At 37.5% G+C, this 19,537-nt stretch carries 11 protein-coding genes and 1 pseudogene; 7 read left to right on the top strand and 5 right to left on the bottom strand.

Annotation, left to right across the window (positions count from 1 at the left end):
- Positions 1–238 precede the first annotated feature (238 nt).
- Positions 239–2,620, bottom strand: a complete 2,382-nt coding sequence (locus IPK35_16105; protein MBK8054738.1) for a TonB-dependent receptor — start codon at positions 2,618–2,620, stop codon at positions 239–241.
- A gap of 96 nt (positions 2,621–2,716) precedes the next feature.
- Positions 2,717–4,897: a peptidase S41 gene (locus IPK35_16100; protein ID MBK8054737.1), complete on the bottom strand. Its 2,181-nt coding sequence runs from the start codon at positions 4,895–4,897 to the stop codon at positions 2,717–2,719.
- 881 nt (positions 4,898–5,778) lie between these two features.
- Here IPK35_16100 and IPK35_16095 point away from each other — a divergent pair.
- From IPK35_16095 to IPK35_16075, 5 genes and pseudogenes are all read left to right on the top strand, one after another.
- Positions 5,779–5,934, top strand: coding sequence for a hypothetical protein (locus IPK35_16095; GenBank protein ID MBK8054736.1), 156 nt, complete (start codon positions 5,779–5,781; stop codon positions 5,932–5,934).
- A gap of 925 nt (positions 5,935–6,859) precedes the next feature.
- Positions 6,860–10,200: pseudogene (locus IPK35_16090) on the top strand (SusC/RagA family TonB-linked outer membrane protein).
- Between the two features lie 27 nt (positions 10,201–10,227).
- Positions 10,228–11,811 carry a SusD/RagB family nutrient-binding outer membrane lipoprotein gene (locus IPK35_16085; protein ID MBK8054735.1) on the top strand — a complete coding sequence of 528 codons (1,584 nt, stop codon included), beginning with the start codon at positions 10,228–10,230 and terminating at the stop codon, positions 11,809–11,811.
- Between the two features lie 128 nt (positions 11,812–11,939).
- Positions 11,940–12,599 (top strand): CoA transferase subunit B, encoded by a 660-nt coding sequence (locus IPK35_16080; GenBank protein MBK8054734.1) that lies wholly within the window; start codon positions 11,940–11,942, stop codon positions 12,597–12,599.
- A gap of 3 nt (positions 12,600–12,602) precedes the next feature.
- Positions 12,603–13,406: a class I SAM-dependent methyltransferase gene (locus IPK35_16075; protein ID MBK8054733.1), complete on the top strand. Its 804-nt coding sequence runs from the start codon at positions 12,603–12,605 to the stop codon at positions 13,404–13,406.
- Between the two features lie 15 nt (positions 13,407–13,421).
- On the opposite strand, the gene IPK35_16070 is transcribed toward IPK35_16075, so the two are convergent.
- Positions 13,422–13,958 (bottom strand): YdeI/OmpD-associated family protein, encoded by a 537-nt coding sequence (locus IPK35_16070; protein ID MBK8054732.1) that lies wholly within the window; start codon positions 13,956–13,958, stop codon positions 13,422–13,424.
- Positions 13,959–14,488: 530 nt separating this feature from the next.
- On the opposite strand from IPK35_16070, the gene yidC reads away from it, so the two are divergent.
- Together yidC and IPK35_16060 are read left to right on the top strand one after the other, a co-directional pair.
- Complete coding sequence (gene yidC / locus IPK35_16065) at positions 14,489–16,375, top strand: membrane protein insertase YidC (protein MBK8054731.1); 1,887 nt, start codon at positions 14,489–14,491, stop codon at positions 16,373–16,375.
- A gap of 16 nt (positions 16,376–16,391) precedes the next feature.
- Positions 16,392–17,438 carry an NAD(P)H-dependent glycerol-3-phosphate dehydrogenase gene (locus IPK35_16060; GenBank protein MBK8054730.1) on the top strand — a complete coding sequence of 349 codons (1,047 nt, stop codon included), beginning with the start codon at positions 16,392–16,394 and terminating at the stop codon, positions 17,436–17,438.
- A 185-nt stretch (positions 17,439–17,623) separates the two neighbouring features.
- Here the strand turns inward: IPK35_16060 and murB are convergent, their stop codons facing one another.
- Together murB and IPK35_16050 are read right to left on the bottom strand one after the other, a co-directional pair.
- On the bottom strand, positions 17,624–18,634 hold the full coding sequence (gene murB, locus IPK35_16055; GenBank protein MBK8054729.1) for a UDP-N-acetylmuramate dehydrogenase: 1,011 nt from the start codon (positions 18,632–18,634) through the stop codon (positions 17,624–17,626).
- Positions 18,635–18,656: 22 nt separating this feature from the next.
- On the bottom strand, positions 18,657–19,277 hold the full coding sequence (locus IPK35_16050; protein MBK8054728.1) for a hypothetical protein: 621 nt from the start codon (positions 19,275–19,277) through the stop codon (positions 18,657–18,659).
- Between the last annotated feature and the right edge of the window lie 260 nt (positions 19,278–19,537).

Genomic DNA, 19,537 nt, shown 5'->3' with positions numbered 1-19,537 from the left:
TCATTTTTAAAAGGTCAAAGTCAAAAATGTGATTTTGACCTTTTTTATGCATAACAGAACAAATTCCCATCTACAAAACATTCGGACTAAAATATTGAACGCCTTAAAAGCAAAAGTTAGGTTTAATGTTGAAAAGTTTGAAGAAGTACAAATGATGTAATGCATAAATAAACCAGATGTAACAACGGTTTTGATGAACGGATTTGCTAATGCTCATTCGTCACAATGCTAATTATTATCATATCTCTGTAGTGTTTTCATCATCATTTCTCTTCTTGGTTGGTATCCCGAAATTATACCTTACAGTAGCTCCAAATCGCTGATTATCATTGTACTGCTGCCCTTGAAACAGGATGTTACCTTGTTGAAGTTTGAATGAATTTTCCATAGTCCTAAACACATCTCTGGCATATATTGAGATCATAAGTTTCTTGTTCAAAAGCTGCTGATTAAAACTTAAGTTCAATTGTCCGAAATTTTCTAACTCCAAGAGATTACGCTGACCTTTGATGAGCATAAAACCTTGCATTGAAATGGACGTATTACTCGTAAATTTGTATCTGTGAAAAGTAAACAACTGCCAGCTTCCTCTTGTAAAACTAATGGGCGACCCATTATAAAGGCCTTCATATTTCAAATGATTATATTGCCCGCCCACCACAAAAAAGTACTTAAAAACAGGCGGTATAGCACCAGTAAATTTAAAATACGATTCATCTGTTTTTCCAATATTATCAAATGTATTTACAGTAAGATTGGGATTGTTCGGATCATTGTACAATACGTTTGAAATGATACCCGTTGTATAATTCTTTCCGAAAGCCAGGACTTCTACATCATCAAATCCTATCTTAAATTCAACATTATCAGTAAATTGTGGGTTCAGGGCAGGATTGCCAGCGCGATAATTGTACAAATCCAGAATGGTAATGGCCGGATTAAGATTTTGATAACTTGGTCTGCTTAAAGTTCTCCTGTAGGTCAATGTTCCTTTCATCGGATAGGTAGCAATTTTCATAATATCTCTACTTATAAACAAATATGGGAAAAAGTCGGCCCGAATTACTTTAAAGCTGGTATCGGAAGGAATTGTCTGAAAACCTTTCATATCGGTGGACTCTAACCTGACACCTGTTGTAAGAGATACTTTGTTGGCAAAATTTTTAGATATTTGGCCATAAGCCGCAAAAAGATGCTCATCAAACTTGTAAGCATTATTTCGATCTTTGTCTGAAACTGTTCCACCTTGTCCGTCATTGATGAGAAAATCAACATCACTCTTAAAATTCTGAATATTGGATTTTATACCTGTTTCAAGTCTAAAATCTTTTTTGAACTCTTTAGTCACATCTATCTGAGCTAAAATAAACGTGCGCCTTCTATGCGATTCTCCCGATCCAAGGATAGGAGATAGTTGAGGAAATCTGAAGTTATTTTGATACTCCTGTGTATTGTCATTCCAGGATTGGCCGAAGCTCAATTTGAAATTGACATCTGAATTGGTAGTATCCAACTTATAAATGAGACCCAAATCGTTGTTATGACTTATAAAAGGTGTACGATTATTCACAAGATTTTGCATATTTGACAAGTCTTTTCCTTCAAAAGTGGTGGTGTTATTTTCAAAGGTTGAATTTGACTTAGATACACTGCCATTGATTCTCGAATCCAATGTCCATGACCATTTACTATTCACTTCCTGATTGAATCCAAAGCCCAGAAACCCGTTATGTTCTTTGCGCTCTGTATCGCCTTTTTGCAACAAAACAAATGGAGCATTTGACCGTCTTTCAGAACTCAAATCGTCCAGACCGGCATTCTGGTTAGCGCTTAGATTGATATAGTACCCACTCTTTGATCCTGTATCATAAATATTTATACCTCCGAATCTGTTCCCTGCTTTTCCTTGATTAAAACCAATGTTAGTACTTCCAAATCTTCCTATTTTAACACCTTTTTTCAGAACTACATTTACTACTCCACCTGTACTGGCTGCATCAAACTTAGTAGAAGGATTGCGAATGATCTCTATCCTTTGAATATTGTCCGGTGGTAAACTTCTAAGTATATTGGCAATATCAGAAGAACTAAGTCTTTGCTCACGACCATTGATGTAAATAGTCGCAGGGTTGGAGTTGCCAAGAAAAATTCCACCTTGATCATCTACAAAGAGACCGGGCGTGGAGGTCAATAGTTCTAAAGTATTCGTCACTGAGCCCAATAAAGGTTCAGGGTCAACAATAGTCCTTTCTCCATCTTGCCTTATCAAGGGACGCCTGCTGACTACCTGTACTTCATTAAGCAAATTAATAGCCTCCTTCATAGTGATTTCGATTGGCGGATTGAGTTCATTTACTACTACTGTATTGGCCACGGTTTCATAACCTATGTAGCTTACTTCATAAGTGTATTTTCCGGGTTTTTCAACCTTGATGGTAGCTAGGCCGTCTATTTCTGCTGACCCGATTATTTTTAAACTATCTTCAGCCCTTCTCAAAGTCACATTGGCGCCTGGCAAAGAATAACCATCCTTATCATTGATCTTAAAAATGATAGTTTGGCTATTTAAAAAAGAAAATGTGTTCAAACAAATCATTGACAATACAATAAATTTAAACATACCTTTGGATTTATAAAGACTTATTAACGTGAATAAAAGAAATTCTGTTGCAAAATTTTTGACTGGTATTTAGTATTTTATTCTTTCAAACTGCAACTAACGATTTATAAACTCAATTGCAGCTAAGAGAACTTCATCTTTACCTGTTTTAATACCTGCGATAGTAGGTTTTATTATTATATCCGGTATTATACCAACCCTTTGAGTCTTTTTACCATCAGGATAAAATACACCTATTCCAGAAATCATAGTCCGTAAATTGCCGGGTAAATAGATAGAAGATACATTGCCATCAGCCCCTGCTGTAACACTACCTATGATAGTTGTATTTTTACCGGCTCTGAATGCCATTGCAGTATATTCCGCCTGACTTTGTGATTTTTCGTTCAATAATATCACAAGTTTACCATTAAAAGTCTTGTCCCCTTTAGGTATATTGATTGGTGGACCAAAAGTAAATTCACCCGGATTGCTGATGCTTCCTGTTGTAAATTTGACAAACGGTGTTGTAGATGCCACAAAATAACTGCCCAATGCAAAAGGAACAAAAGTTGAAGGATAATTTCTGATATCAATTACAATCCCCCTAGCATCTTTAAATAATGTCTTTATACTATCAATATCATTCAACTTTATATTTTGCAAAGTGACATATCCTATGCCTGCTTTCAACCATTTATAAGAAGGTGTTGATATTTCTTTATACCACCTGTATATATTTAATTTTTCCTTTTTATGCAATTTTATGTATTTTGATCTTGTGTTACCGTTTGACATATATGATATATTCAATAAACTATCCCCCGACCTCAATATATCTTCTGCCATATCTCTCATTCTGGACGCTGGATTGGACGAAGGAAAATACATTTTCATGCTTTCAGTTAAATTTTCTATAGCGATTCCGTTTATTGTTGTGATGATGTCACCTACTTCAGGCCCATTTTCAGTTTTGAGTTCAGGATTATAATAATCTGTCACAACAAGTTTACCTTCCACAAATTCGACTCTAAAAGGACAATAATTATCACCCTTCCATATTTTCACCTTCTCATTTCCTCCCCACAGGTTGGCATGCGAATCGTTGACTTCACCTATTATTCTGAGCGCTGCCAGTTCATAGTCCAGCTCATCTTTCGCATTGATAAATTCAGGAATATATTCTCTCAAAACCTCATTCCAGTTTTTATCGGTCAGATTTTTGTAAGGAAAAAAATAATGGATCATATTCCAATACCTGTATAGTGCAAGTAAACGAAAACCCTGATCAGGAAAGGGCATTTCTGCATATTTGTTTTCATTAGTAAACTCAGGATTCCCTATATATGGTGCTAAGTTTATATAGACATTTTTGTCATTGACTCTGTTAGTATATATAAATTTGAGTTTCGATAGTAATGGCTCTTTAACTAATCGCATCCATTCCATATCAGGCTTAAGTAAAGCTTCTGGTGATGATTGGGCGCATTTATCACATATTTTCAATACTCCGATACTATCTACCCAATTGGAAAGAGCATCACTTATTTTAATTGAATTCCTGTTATCTAAATACTTTCTAAAAAACCTGAAAAGTTCATAATCCCAGTTATACTTACCAGACGCAATTATCGGATGATGATATTTTAAAAAACCCCAAACCCGACCTACCAATTCCAACTCAGCATGATCAATCGAATGCACGATCAGACCCGAACCATTGTCAAATTCCTTATCCGATTCAGATTCAAGCCTGACTTCCTTCATCGTTTTAATATTTTGTCCATCTATCATTAGGGTAAAATCATCAAACCATGCCGTCCCTGTGCCTACGATGATACCACCGATGATGATCAATTCTGCACCATCGGGGTAAGGCAGGTTTATAGTGTATTTTTTCCAGTTGGTTGTTCCATTAATACTTTGGTTTTCCATATTATCAAATACCAGTGATTCATTTTTGCCATCTATCCTAAGCAATAAACCGGCATGACCATCTTTGATATCCAAGGTACGCATATACCCTTCCAGTCTGATTTTGTTTCCCTGATATTTGGCTGCGGGTATGCTATAAAATGTACTGCCAAAATCAGTTTTATTTTTTCCGGAAGCGATGCTTATAGATTTTTTCCCAGAGTACACTACAACAGAGTCCGTTTCAATGTCATATCCTCCCCACACTTTCCAGCCGGAAGGGAGTTTTTCTAATTTTCCTTTATTTTCAAAGCTAAAGTTATACTCAGTGTTATTTTGCCCAAAAGACCAACATGAATAAGTTAGAAAAAAACAAGCAAACATCTTTTCATTTTTTTGGAAAATAATTGTTAATGGTCAAAAAATTTAGTTTCAAAACTATGACATAAAATTACATTTTTCTTCGCACCCAAAAATTACTTTTAGATAAAGTATAGGCAACTGATCTATAAAACGTGCTAAAATAGCTAAGTTTGTTTATTTTTGTCACAAATAATATGATATCATGCCCCTAGATAAATCCGGAATTGCCAAAAGAATTGCACAGGAAGTGAAAGATGGATATTATGAGGTGCATTTCATTTTTTCGCACTGTACACGATTTCTTATCAAGTTTCGTTTGTTCGTCGTAGCTTTTAGCTTCGATGCAATATATTAAGGTATCTTGCCTGAATTGCGAATAAAATGATGATTTATAATGTGATGCAAAAAAAATGAAATACACCCTTCTATTATCCCCAATCTTTATGTCCGAGATTAATATAGGGACGTAGTCCTGTGATCTTGGTAGCATAAATATCCTCACACCATCACGTAGGGGCGTAGCCCTGTGATCTTAAAAGATGTGGTAAATATAAGATGTCAGGGCTACGCCCCTTATGTTTCAGGTGCTAATGTTTTCTACAAAGACGACAGAGCTACGCTCCTGCCCCGATAGGCGGGAGTAATTTATCTGCAGGATCATGTCTCTAAAGCATCGTTTGTTCGTCGTAGCTTTTAGCTTCGATGCAATATATTAAGGTATCTTGCCTGAATTGCGAATAAAATGATGATTTATAATGTGATGCAAAAAAAATGAAATACACCCTTCTATTATCCCCAATCTTTATGTCCGAGATTAATATAGGGACGTAGTCCTGTGATCTTGGTAGCATAAATATCCTCACACCATCACGTAGGCGCGTAGCCCTGTGATCTTAAAAGATGTGGTAAATATAAGATGTCAGGGCTACGCCCCTTATGTTTCAGGTGCTAATGTTTTCTACAAAGATGACAGAGCTACGCTCCTGCCCCGACAGGCGGGAGTAATTTATCTTCAGGATCATGTCTCTAAAGTTTCGTTTGTTCGTCGTAGCTTTTAGCTTCGATGCAATATATTAAGAGTTTAAACTTTTATCATTTGGCTCCAAGTGGAAAATTTAATTTTAGCCAGCGTTATATTTTTCGCCGTAGCTTCCGGCTACGACTGCAAAATATGCCTTGTCCAAAATTAAATTTTATCACTTTCACTCAAACATAAAAATTTAAACATACTCTAAGGCATCTTGACTAAATAAAAAAAAAAATTGATGATTTTGGGTGTATCCAAAATTGCACTAAATTATATAATTCCTAAGCTCTGAATTTAGTGGATTAGCTTAATAGTTAAGGAGTTTAAGGGTGGGACGTCTCAAGCGTAGCTTGACAGGCTCTTTAGGGAATGAGGGTTGTGGGAAGGTAATTTGGCTCTTCTTACCCCTGCCCCTTAAAGGGGAATTCAGCGCTTTTATTAGGAGGATTTGGGTGGGACGTCTCAAGCATAGCTTGACAGGCTCTTTAGGGAATGAGGGTTGTGGGCAGTTTAAACAATTTCAGTGCAAAAATGGGATACACCCATGATTTATAATGTGAGGCGAAAAAATGAAATACACCCACATGCACTTGGGTGCAAATAAATTTGGCAACCCAAATATGGTGATAAGCTTTACACTGTTAACAGACTAAAAACACAATTTTTATAAATATTAAAAAAAATTATTAAAAAATTTAATATTATTCATAACAAATATTAATTTTGACTTAAATTTAAGCAGCGTTTTTGGAAATTTAACGTTTTGTTAATAGTTCGCTTTGTTTATATTCAGAAATATAACTTTTGGATATTTTCAGTGTCGAGCGAGTTTTAGTAGACTTTTTTAAATTTAATCATATGTATTATTATGCCACAATTATTAAACCCATTTAATTAATCATTAAAAAATTCATTAAAAGATGACAAATTTCAACAACTTGAGAATGTTACAAAGGATGATCAGGGAGCAAATCAAAGAGAAATCTTTACTCCTTTTATTCACTATTGTAACCATCGGAAGCATGCAGGCACAGACAGTGTCGGGGACTGTCTTAGCAGATGCAGATCAAACACCCCTTCTTGGAGCCACCGTGATGGAAAAAGGCACATCCAACGGAACCATTACTGATGTAGACGGAAAGTTTACATTGAAACTTCAGAAAGCACCGGCTGTCCTTGAAATTTCTTACATAGGATTTTCAACTAAGGATATAGAAGTATCCGGTGCTACTTTGGGTTTGGTTATTTCATTATCCCAAGGTGCAGTTTTGGAAGAACTGGTCATTACTGGGTTTGGAATGACTAAAGAGAAAAAAGCATTGGGATATGCTACTGCATCAGTCCAGGCGGCCGATATCACAAGAGTAGCTCCTACCAATGTTGCAAGTTCTCTTTACGGAAGGGCTCCAGGAGTTCGTATAGCTATGACCCCAGGAGGAGCAACAGGAGCAGCCAACATTACTGTAAGAGGAGTTAACTCAATTACTGGTCGTAACCAGCCGCTCATCGTTTTGGATGGTGTTCCGATCAGGGACGGTGAAGTTAGAAATAATGATTACTGGGGCGATCAAAGATTAAGAGGTAGTGGTCTCAACGAGATCAATCCGGAAGACATAGAGAGTGTGACAGTCCTTAAAGGAGCGTCTGCTGCTGCACTGTATGGGTCAGAAGCAGTAAATGGTGTGCTCCTGATCACTTCAAAAACAGGCTCAAAAGATAAAAAGGGATTTAAAATTGATTTTGTTACCAATTACACCGTGGATAGAGTGGCGTATACACCCATATTTCAGAATGTACGCGCCAATGGGGTGCCTGGTCCCCACGTAGCCAATCTCGGAACAGACGCCGAAGGATTTATATATTATGATACCGATGGTGATGGGGTGAAGGAGACCAGAGGTCTTCCCAGCGCAAGCATAAACTTTGGTCCAAGATTTGATGGTAAACCCATCATGGCTTTTGATGGTGTTATTAGGCCTTATGAAGCTCAAGTAAACAACTGGAAGAATTTATTTCAGGATGCTCAAAATTCTAATGTTAATCTCTCTATATCCCAATCCAATGATAAGGGGTCAATGAGATTTTCTGTGACCAGACAAGACAATGAGGGAGTCAGTTTAAACTCTGCTAGTTCAAGAAATATTGCCAACCTAAATACTACCTATAATTTTTCGAAGGTGTTGAGAACAGACCTTATGATCAATTATATCAACCAGAAAGTCAATAACAGACCTTACTCTATTGACAGGTTGATGAATAACTTTACAGGAATGATGACAAGATTTGAAAATGGCGACTGGTATAAAAATATTTATCAGACAAGTCAGGGGTACCGATTTGTTACCGGAGCAAGTGGCCAAAGCCTAACACCAAATGAAAACATCATTTATAATGGATTTAAGGGTGATGTGGCTGACTATGTGTGGAGGGTCAACAAACATAAATTGGAAGAAACAAGCCATAGAATGATCGGTAGTCTTACCAACACCTTCCAGATTTTACCTGAGTTGAAATTGCGAGCTAGAATTTCTACTGACCTGACTTCGCTTAATGCTCAAAACAGCCAGGCAACTGAAAGACCATTGATTTTTGGTAATTCAGGATTTTATTCTATTCAAAATCAACAATTCTCCATCTTGTACGGTGATGTATTTTTAGATTACACCAAATCTTTAACTAAGGACATAAACTTGACTCTTAGAACGGGATATACTGCAAATAAAGAAACAAACTCTTCAGTTTCGAGAAGTACAAACGGTGGATTAAGTACTGAAAACCGCTTTGATGTAAGCGCATCAGTCAATACACCGGGTGGTGGACAATCGAGAAGCTCAAGGGTTATTGATGCTATAGTGGGTACAGCCAATCTTGATTATAAGGGATTTTTGTTTGTGGAAGGAACTATAAGACGGGACCGCACATCTACCATGCACCCCGATAATAATGACTTTATTTATCCTTCCGTCAATTCAGCTTTTATATTTAGTGATGCAGGAATAGATCTTCCATCTTTTATTTCATTTGGTAAATTGCGGGCTTCATGGGGTATTGTTGGGAATTATCCGGACGTTTATGCATCTAATATTGCATACAATCAAAACACCCTGGGTGTACAGACACCTGGTGGTAATTCTGTATTGTTTACTACACTTCCTACTTCATTTGGAAATGATGGTATCCGACCTGAACGCAAGCATGAATACGAGATTGGATTGGAAGCAAAATTTTTCAATAATAAAATCGGGCTTGATATAGCTTATTACAATGCTCAAATTCGTGATCAGATTTTGGGCTTGACACTTCCCATATCCACTGGCGGAGGTTCAATCCTATCTAATGTAGGGACATTGAGAAATAAAGGTATCGAAGTAGGATTACAGACTACTCCTGTCACAAGTGGCAAGTTTCGGTGGGATCTTATAGTAAACTATGCATGGAATAAAAACGTGGTAGAAAAACTTGCGAACAACGCCACTGAACTATTACATGCTGATTTTGATGGACAGGCAGCACAGCTGAAATCAGTTGTAGGCCAACCAATGGGCGATTTTTATACACACCCGATTGAATTATCTACTTCAGGACAACCAATCATTCAAGCCAATGGTCTGTATAAACTCAGTCCCACTGTATGGCAAAAATCAGGCAATACTCAGCCATTTGGAGTTGGTGGTATTATAAATTCCTTTACTTTTGGAAATCTGACTTTAGATGCAAACATTGATTTTCGTCTTGGTGGTGTAGTGATGCCTACAGCGATCAACTGGATGATGGGTAGAGGACTGCTGGAAGAAAGCACCCAGTTTATGGATAAGGAAAGTGGTGGTATCTCTTACTATGTAAATAAAGATGGAAAAGGTGTCAAAACGGATGCTGCCCAAGGCCCTGCAGGAGAGAAAGTCTATAATGATGGCATGTTGCTGGAAGGCGTAACCGTAGAAGGGCAACCAAATGTAAATGTGGTTTCACAAGCCTTTTATTTCTGGAATACATACAATTGGGGCGGTCCTCAATACTCATCTTCAAGATATGATTTGTATGTTGAAAAAGCAACCTATGTAAAAATGAGGAAATGGCATTAGGATTTAACCTACCTTCTTCACTTACTAAAAAAATAGGAGCCAGCAAGGTAAATATTTCTGTTTTTGGTCGTAATCTCTTTTTCTTGCACAGGAAACTCAGACATATAGATCCTGAAGTATTGACAGCCGGATCAAGATGGTCTCAGACAGTCTCTAATGCAGGTACTAACCCTTCTACGAGAACGGTAGGTCTGATGCTTAGAACCAGTTTTTAATCTTTAATAATCTTAAATTAAACAAATATGATACGCAAAATATTATTTATAACGATCATTTCAACACTTGGATTTATCTCCTGTCAAAAAGACGAATTTATAAATGCATATACCGACCCTTCAAAAATTGCAGAAACTAGTGTTGAAAAACAGTTTACCGGTTTTTTGAAAGCCAATTCAGAATATATCCTGCCTGATTACTGGCACTATTTTGTCGCTATGCGAATAACCCATCATAGATATAATCAAACAATAGGATGGGTTAATGGAGAAAATCAATACCTTCCAGGCGGTGCCGCAGTGTCCGCTCTTTGGGATAATTACTTTACCACTTTAGCTCAATACAGAGAATTGGAAAATGTATATAACTCCAAAAGCACCACAGACCAGGCTGATTTTAAAATATATATGATGGCTGCAAAAGTTCATTTGTATGAATATACTCAAAAGATTGTGGATCTCTTTGGTGATATTCCGTTTTCCAAAGCGGGATTACTAGGAAGAAACGGCGGCGATTATAATAACTCATATCCTGAATATGAAAAAGCTGATGCTATTTATAAAGTGATGCTGGATGATCTTAAGAGTATAGCTGACGAAATGTCCACCATCCAGATAAAAAGTGGTATTGTAAGTGGCTTCAAGACACAGGATTTTATTCTGAAAGGAGATTTGATGGCTTGGAGGAGATATGCCAACTCATTAAGAATGAGAATTTTGACCAGGGTGAGTGGGGTTTCCGCATTCTCAGCTAGGTACAAATCTGAAGTTGGGGAAATACTCAATAACCCTACAAAGTATCCGATTGTCTCTAAACATTCAGAAAATGTACAAATCACTGTTCATGATATTGGAAGCCCAATTCATTCCAAAAATTTCAGAACAGGGCTCGAAGACTGGAATGGCAATCTTGCGTCAAAAATCATCGTTGACAATATGGTTACCAATAAAGATCCTAGAATTAATTTTATATTAGAACCAGGTACCATGGCTGCAGGAAAATTTCAGGGTTTGGACCCTTTGGCAACGCCTTCAGCACAGGATGCAGCAATCCTGACCAACACTTTGACAATTTACAATAGATCGACACTAAGCAGAAATCAGTTTTTCCCTGGTATGTTGTTTGGAGCAACGGAAGTAAGCCTGCTTGCTGCTGAATTCTACCTGGGCAATAATGATGACGCCAAGGCAAAAGCAAGTTATGAAGCTGCGATCAGACAGTCTGCTGAATTCTATATGGCAGTACGTAAAATCAGCAATGACAATACTGTACCTGCCCCGAAAGATATTGCAACTGCAGAAATGGACGCTTATCTGAAAGAAAATGGAGTTGACTGGAGCAAAGCCACTACTTCTGCTGATAAACTCAAAAGGATCATCACGCAAAAATGGTTGCACATGAATGTCATTCAGCCTCACGAAAACTGGGCTGAAAACAGAAGAACGGACGTATTGGGGCTTACTTTCTGGACAGACCCAAACTCTACACAGAAACAACCACCTGTAAGATGGTTTTATCCTAACTCAGAGCAGGTATACAATTCAACCAATTACGCAACGGTGAAAGGGAACGATACACCAAACAACAAATTGTTTTGGGACCTTAAGTGATGTTAAACTTTTGATGATTTTTATATGTTAAGAAAATGAAGGCTGCCCATACGGCAGCCTTCATTGTTTTTGTGCCGTATAAGTTTATTTTTAACTTGTATTTTTTTAAAAAATAAACCAAATGTATCATGCCCTTAGATAAAACAGGAATCGCCAAAAGAATCGCACAGGAAGTGAAAGATGGATATTATGTCAATCTGGGCATCGGAATCCCAACTCTTGTGGCCAATCATGTACCTCCAGGATTGGATGTAGAGTTTCAAAGCGAAAACGGAGTATTGGGTATGGGACCATTCCCATATGAAGGCGATGAAGATGCAGATATTATCAATGCAGGTAAACAGACCATCACGACACTGTCTGGGGCAAGTTTTTTTGATTCTGCTATGAGTTTCAGCATGATACGGGGTAAACATGTAGATTTGACCATTCTGGGAGCGATGGAAGTTTCTGAAGAAGGTGATATCGCCAACTGGAAAATACCCGGCAAAATGGTCAAAGGAATGGGCGGAGCTATGGATCTAGTGGCATCAGCTGAAAACATCATCGTAGCCATGATGCATGTCAATAAAGCCGGTGAGTCAAAGCTTCTGAAAAAATGTACACTTCCGCTTACCGGAGTAAAATGCGTCAAAAAAATCGTCACCGAACTCGCTGTTGTAGATGTTACCCCTGAGGGATTTAAACTGATTGAAAGAGCTCCCGGTGTAAGTGTAGAGTATATAAAGTCTGTTACTGAGGGAAAACTGATTGTAGTGGGTGAAATTCCTGAAATGGAAATATTTTAAAATATGGGAGATAGCACACATTACATCAGCGTCAACAAACACGCATGGAATCACAAAACATCCATTCATACCGATTCTGATTTTTACGACCTGCCATCATTTAAGAATGGAAAAAATTCATTAAACGAAATTGAACTGGAATTACTGGGTGATATTGAAGGAAAATCAATCTTGCATCTTCAATGTCATTTTGGGCAGGATACTATGTCATTGAGCAGAATGGGAGCAAAGGTTACAGGTGTTGATTTTTCTGAAGATGCCATCAATTATGCTGAAAGTCTTGCTAATGAGCTATGTCTGGATACAAAATTTGTATTATCCGATATTTATGATCTTAAGAACCAACTTGATGGTCATTTTGATATCGTTTTTACCAGTTATGGAGTGATAGGTTGGCTTCCTGATCTTGACAAATGGGCAGAGATTATCAATCATTTTCTAATCCCCGGCGGAAGCTTTATTTTGGTAGAATTTCATCCTGTCATCTGGATGTTTGATAATGATTTTGAAAAGATGGAGTACAGTTACTTCAAAGATGATCCGATTGTCGAAACTGAACAAGGCAGCTATGCTGACAGGAATAATGCATCGGAATTCACGACCATCACATGGAATCATTCTTTGAGTGAAGTTTTTACAAGTCTGACACAGCATGAGTTGTCAATTGACCAATTTCGTGAGTTTGATTATTCACCTTACAATTGTTTAAATAATATGTTTGAAAGCTCTCCCGGCAAATTTATAATCAAAACTTTTGGGAATAAAATACCAATGCTTTATGCTTTGCAAGCCGGAAAACAACTTTAGAATTATTGGTTAACACTATTTGTATTTATCATTCAGGCCTTTTCTTTCAAGTATCATAGGTTTGATTTTTGCGAGCCTTTTCAGTTGCTTTTCTTCTTTTTTTGCTTCGCTGATAAACTCAGCATATTCACGTTTGTTGGATAATGATAGCTCATTCCATGCTTCATTTATTACTGAGTTTTGTCTCAAAAATGACGAAAGTATGTCAGGAATTATGAGGGGTTTTTGCAAATCTGGTTTGATCTTTAAGCCGGCTTTAAAATTTTCTACTGATTCGAATACGTATTGTTCAATGATATCAACATTGATTTCATTTTTGGAAGTAAACCTCATTTGTCTCATTGCTTTGGTATTTTTTTCATTGGCATTGACCAAAAGTTTCAGATCATCTCCAAGCAAGGCACCCTGAGAAAACCACAGACCAACATAACTCTTAAAAGCAGCAAGTCCGGTTATATTTTCGTTATTCCAAGTATAAACAGGAATACCCCATTTGTGTGTATAACATATTGCACTTCTTTTAGGGTAAGAATGAAAACGAGCAAACGGCACTTTTGAGAATGTGTCTATAAGGAATATTTCATCAATTTACCCCCGACCCCTGAAGGGGAGATCAGATGTCTGAAGAGTGGTAAAGGGTGGGGCGTCTCAAGCGTAGCTTGACAGGCTCTTTAGGGAATGAGGGTAGCGGGGAGGAAAATATGAATTTGTGCAATTTGTTATACACACACACCCCATTTTATAGTTTCTTTAAGTCCGGTTTTGAGCACTGTCTCACGTAGAAGTAATATTTCTTCCTTCCATTGTTCCAATGAATCGAGATCATCTACACTTTTTGCGTATTTCATGAATGACATAATTTAAAATAAGTCCCGAAATAAAAGTACAATTATATTAAAATCTATTTATACTTTTCTTTTTGTATTTGCAATTAACAGTTCAGGGTTTCTTTAATATGACATATTATACTTAATTGCTTCAAATAGAAGTATTCATCCTTGTTTAGAATCAATTAATCTTATTTCTGCGGCAAATATCAATTTCAAATTGTACATTTGCGCCAAATTTTGCAAAAATAGATAATGGAACGGAAACAATTTATTGGGATCATGTTGATCATGGTGACATTTATGTTATGGACGATCACATCTTCACCTTCTAAAGAAGAGCTTGAAAAAGCTAAAAAAGAACAGGATTCCATAGCACTTATTAAACATACTGAAAAAGGGAACCCAATCCTTCAGGAATCAAAAGTAGATTCGACAGTTCAAAATTCTTCAGGTGACACTTTAAATTCACAATTAAATTTGCTCAAATTCGGAGCGTTTGCACCAGTTGCGAACGGTGTAGAGAATGAAGAGAAACTTGAAAATGACTTAATCAGAATTACTTTTTCTTCAAAAGGCGGAAGAATAAAGGAAGCGCTGCTTAAAAAACACTATAAAACTATCAGGGATAGCACTGGCAAAGAATCAAAAGAACTTGTCAAATTACTAAATGCCCCTGAAAATAAATTTGAATACAACCTTCCTGTAACAGGTACAAGTACGAATACTGTAAAATCTTCTGATTTGTATTTTACATCAGAAAAATCAGGAAATGTGCTATCCTTCAAAGCAAAAACATCAAATGGTGGCTATTTTGAACAAAAATATGAACTTAGCCCCGACAATTATACCTTGAAGTATGCTGTCTCAGCCCAAAACCTTGGATCGGTTTTGACATCAGGGACTAAGTCTATTTCATTATTTTGGGAAAACCATCTGGGGAAATACGAGAAGGGAGAGCAGTTTGAGCAAAGTTATTCCACAGTATATTTTAAAGAAGCTGACGAACGAAGAGACTATTGTTCATGTGTATCGGATGACTCCAAAGAGCTCAATGAAAAACCTTTGGAATGGATATCTCACGTCAACCAGTTTTTTAATACATCGCTTGTAGGCAATACCGGTACATTTGAAAAAGCGGTAGTATCCACAAAAATGACAGACATAAAGAAGAGTAATTATGCAAAAATTGTTACTTCTGATTTGCAAATTCCACTTGCCAATGTGAATCAGGGCACATTTGATATGACCTTGTACATCGGCCCCAATGAATTTAAAAGATTAAAAGCGACCGCAACTGATCTGGAAGAAATAATTCCTTTTGGTTCCAGCATTTTTGGGACCATCAACAGGTGGTTTATCCGACCTTTTTTCGATTTTCTGTCAAGTTATATAGGAAGCAAAGGTATCGTCATCATCCTTTTGATATTTTTGATCAAAATGTTGTTGTATCCCTTGATGTACAAAATGCTTTACTCACAGGCCAAAATGGGAGCATTAAAGCCTGAGCTCGCTCATCTTAAGGAAAAACATAAAGATGACATGCAGAAGCAGCAAGTAGAAACCATGAAAATATATCGGGAGTATGGTGTAAGCCCATTTGGAGGCTGTATGCCTATGATCCTGCAGATGCCTATATGGTATGCGCTCTTCAGATTTTTCCCAGCTTCCATCACTTTCCGGCAGGAACCATTTTTGTGGGCAACAGACCTCTCCTCATATGACGTACTTTTCAACCTTGGGTTTGAGATTCCATTTTTTGGAGCACACGTGAGTTTATTTACACTATTATGGGCAGTATCCACGATTGTCTATACTTACTACAATATGCAGAATATGGATTTGTCCGCCAATCCTGCTATGAAATATGTCCAGTACTTCATGCCGGTCATGTTTCTTGCTTTCTTCAATAATTATGCATCAGGATTGACTTGCTATATGTTCTTCTCCAACCTCATCAATATATTACAGACTGTGATTACAAAAAATTATATTTTTGACGAAGAGAAGATCAGGGCACAGCTGATGAAGGAGAAAGAAAAGCCCAAAAAGAAAAGCGGATTTACTGCGAGACTTGAAGAAGCCATGAAGCAGCAACAAGCCATTGCTGAACAAAAGAATAAGAACAAGCCAAAAAAATAATTTCAAAAAAAAGTGAATATTTTCTGATTTGAAAGTTGCTGGAGTCATAGGAGCTGGAAGTTTTGGCTTTACGCTGGTCAAGATTTTGTCCAGAAATATAGAAGTCATCCTGTACAGCAGGAACGAAGAAGTTATAAAAAGCGTCAATCAGGGTCTTGCTCCTAATGGTATGAAATTGAGACCCAATGTCCGCGCTACGTCAGATATTGCTGAGATTTCATCAAAATGCGAACTCCTTTTTGCTGTGGTTCCATCGTCCAGTTTCAGACAAATGATCAAGGCTTTCAGTCCCTATCTAAAGCCTTCTCATATCATCATACAGGCTACAAAAGGGCTTGATGTAACCAAGATCAATGAGGGAGACTGGAAAAAACACAACTTCACCAGAGATGACGTGTGTACTATGACTGATGTGATACGACAAGAGAGCAATGTGATTCGGGTAGGATGTATGTCGGGACCCAATCTGGCTCGCGAAATTCTTGCTGGCCAGCCAGCAGCAACGGTGATTGCATCAGAATTTGATGAAGTGATCAAATTGGGTCAGGAGGTTTTATCCAGCAAAAAGTTTTTTGTCTTTGGTTCCCATGACCTGAAAGCAGCAGAAATTGCAGGTGCTTTTAAAAATATCATCGCGGTGGCATCCGGAATACTCGGAGGATTGGGCATGGGTAAAAATATGCAATCACTACTCATTACCAGAGGCTTGAGAGAAATGGTATACTTTGGCACAGCCCTTGGTACCACAAGTACTGCTTATCTGGGTGTAGCAGGGATCGGCGATCTGATCGCAACGGCCACCAGTGAAGACAGTAGGAATTATACTTTTGGGAAGCGATTTGCTTCCGGAGAAGACTACAATCATATCATTTCCACATCGCCTGAAGCTGTGGAAGGTATTCGTACCTTAATGATTGCAAATCAGTTAGCTCGCAATGAAAAGCTCAATCTTCCCATTGTTCAGGTGTTGTACAAAGTGGTCTTCGAAGGCTTTGATATGCGGCGAGGTCTTGAATTGCTCATGAATGACACCTATGCCGTAGATGTGGATTATTTGATGTGATTTACCTTTTCGACTGAGAAGCGTCCCGAAGGGCGACTCTTAAGCGAAAAGAATGGCAGAGATGAAGGTTCGCTTAGGTTGTTTAGATTGCATAGATTGTTCACGATCTATGCGCTATGCTCTTTGCCATCTATGCGCAAGTCTTTGCTTCGCTCAGCTTAGTGGTCTGTTTTTCCTTTTTTTGCTTACCAAAAATTTACTTCAGGATGGATTTTGATGCCAAATTGACTTTCAATCCTTTTCTGGATTTCAGCAGCTAATTTTTTTATATCATTTCCTTTTCCTCCTCCATAATTAACCAGGACCAGGGCCTGATCTTTATGTACGCCGATGTTGCCAAAAGTTTTTCCTTTGTATCCTGCTTGTTCTATAAGCCAGCCAGCTGGAATTTTCACATCATCTTCAGATATTCTGTAATGTGGTATTTCAGGATATTGCAGTTTTAATGATTGGAAAATCGTGTCGGCGACTATAGGATTTTTGAAGAAACTACCTGCATTGCCTATCAGTGCAGGATCCGGAAGTTTTGATTTTCTTATTTCAATGATTGCGGCAGATACTTCTTTTATAGTTGGAGATAATATCCCTTTGGTTTTTAGTATATCTTGTATAGCTCCGTAGTCGGTATGGAGTTCATGGTTTCTTTTTTTGAGTCTGTATTGCACTCTTGTGATAAAAAACATATTTTTAAAAACATTTTTAAAAACACTCTCACGATACCCAAAGTGACATGAAGCTTTATCAAAGTGTTGTACTGAAGCATCTTTGAGATTGACGGCTCTCAGGCTCACAAAGCACGATTCTTGCTCCACACCGTAAGCACCTATATTTTGCATAGGTGCTGCCCCGATTGTACCGGGGATCAATGATAAATTTTCAAGACCACTCAACTCATGAGTAAGCGACCACATTACAAACTGGTGCCATTCTTCACCTGCGCCAACTTCTACGATCAGTTCATCAGCATTTTCACTGATGATATGGATGCCTTTGATTTCGTTTTTAAGTACATAGCCCTCGATATCCTGAGTTAACAGTATGTTGGATCCGCCTCCCAGGATATATATTGGTTCAAATTTTTGTCGGATGATGTCAATGACAGTGTCTTCGTCAGAGATACGGATGAATTTTTCAGCGAAAGCATTAATACCAAAAGTGTTAAAAGGCTTGAGGCTGTAATTTTGTTCTACAGGCATTATTTTAAGTTTGAATCAGGATTTATAGCTCACTTTCAGCATTAGTGATTTTTTTGATCATTGGGGCATTGAAGTCATACTGCAGACCTATATTGATAGTGCTTGATGTATCATCAGGATTGAAACCATATCTTACGATACCATGTGCTGTAAATCCACTTAATCCAAATCCAAATGCACCCTGTACAATATATGTTGTAAAAAATTTTCGGCTGACTCCTTTTTTTGCAAACTCATCTATAACACCGTACAATTCAGTCTTATTATATTGGATTCCACCACCGATACTCCAGCCTAATTTACCTTCCCGATCAAACGTACTAAGACCCTTAAAATTGAGTCTTGCTACTATCGGTACTGAAAAAGTACCTAAACCTTTATATTCAGAAGTGGACATGCCCAATATACCTAATACAGCCTGGGCTTCTGCAGAAAAAGACATAGTTTTACCTCCAAGCCATATTTTAGGTCCCATTCCTATATTCAGTAGTGCACTTCCCGAACTGGGCTTTGATTTTCCATCTTCAGGATTGACATACCTGTGATAAAGGTCATTGGAAGCAGTAAAGCCATAACCAAATTGCCCGGAAGATGACCCAAAAAATAGAATTAAGATTCCAAATATTAATAATAATCTAGTCATAAAAAGTCTATTTATTTACCTTAAAAAGTCATTGAATAAAAAACATTTGGATTCTTTTATCATAAAATACTTGCAAAATTTCATTCGAAATTTGTTTTCCAAAATTCGTAATTTAGAGTATGTTTAAATTTTTATTTTTGAGCGAAAGCGAGGTAATTTAATTTTGGACAAGGCATATTTTGCAGTCGTAGCCGATCAAGACGATTTTTAGAAAAATGTCTTGATCGGGACAGAAGCGTCCCGAAAGCTCAAGCATAGCT

The sequence above is a fragment of the Saprospiraceae bacterium genome, assembly GCA_016713025.1.
Classification (GTDB): domain Bacteria; phylum Bacteroidota; class Bacteroidia; order Chitinophagales; family Saprospiraceae; genus OLB9.
The sequence above is the reverse complement of the archived record's forward strand: the minus strand, read 5'-3'. Positions and strand labels throughout refer to the sequence as shown.